Genomic DNA, 1,218 nt, shown 5'->3' on the forward strand with positions numbered 1-1,218 from the left:
CGCAACAAAATTGTGGCGCTGGACACCTGCCGCTTTCGAAGCAGCGCACCCGCCTCCCGCGCGCTCCTCGACAACTCCTCCTCCGAGCCCAGTCGCGCGACCAGCTCGTCCCAATTCATGGGGTGCAGCGAATCACTCATGCGCCAAACGAATCACGCGGCGAATTCACCGTCAATGCTATGTTAGCGCGTATGGGGCTTGTCCCGAGGATCTGTTGACTCTGGAACTCTGGGCATATCCGGTATTCCGGCGTTACGGGCAGACCCTGCGGAGCCTCCAAACGGGGGTAGATCCTCGGGACAAGCCCACTGCTGTCCGGTTTAGAAAGCTGGACAAGGCGCATGACATTGATTCTACTCGGTTTCAGACGTTTCGCGGCGTTTGGACACGAGCAGGGAGCAATGTCATGCGGCACGACAATAGCGTATTCCACAGCCTTCAGAAGCACATTCCTTGGTCCGTGTTCGACGGTCTGGTGGAAAGGCATCGAACCGACAGGCGGGTTCGGCGGCTGGACACGAAGAGCCAGCTTCTGGCGCTGCTGTTTGGCCAGTTGGCCGGCGCGGTCAGCCTGCGCGAGATCGAGGCGGGCCTGGCGAGCCACGCCAGCCGGCTCTATCATCTGGGAGCCAGCCCCGCCGCGCGCTCGACGCTGGCCGACGCCAATGCGAAGCGGTCGTGGCAGGTCTTCGCCGAGCTGTTCGCCCACATGGCCAGGACGGCCTGCCGCAACACGCGCCGCCATCTGGCCGACGCCGCCTGCCTGCTCGACGCCACGCGGATCGAACTCAGCGGCGCGAGCGCCGGCTGGGTGAGCGCGCAGAACGGCCGCCGCGCGGTGAAGCTGCACATCGCCTATGACCTGACCGGGCAGGCTCCGCTCAGCGCCGACATCACCGACCAGAAGATCGCCGACGTCACACCCGCCAAAGCGCTTCCGATCACCCCGGGAATGACCTATATCTTTGATCTCGCTTACTATGACTTCGGCTGGTGGGCGCGGCTCGACGCACAGGGCTGCCGCTTCGTCACCCGCTTGAAGGACCACACCACGCTCGAGCCCAGGCAGGAACTCGCCCTGCCCGAAGGTTCCGACGTGCTGTCCGACCGCATCGGTTTCCTGCCGCAGCGGATGGCCGCATCGCGGCGCAATCCGTTCGCCGACCCGGTGCGCGAACTGACCGTGCGCATCTCGACCGGCAAGATCATCCGCCTCGT

General features: G+C 64.5%; 1 protein-coding gene. It reads left to right on the forward strand.

Annotation, left to right across the window (positions count from 1 at the left end):
* Nucleotides 1-214: 214 nt before the first annotated feature.
* On the forward strand, nucleotides 215-1,218 hold a 1,004-nt coding region (locus tag N1F91_RS30905), incomplete at its 3' end, for an IS4 family transposase (RefSeq protein WP_289997749.1).

It is taken from the genome of Aquibium sp. ELW1220, assembly GCF_030398385.1.
GTDB lineage: Bacteria > Pseudomonadota > Alphaproteobacteria > Rhizobiales > Rhizobiaceae > Aquibium.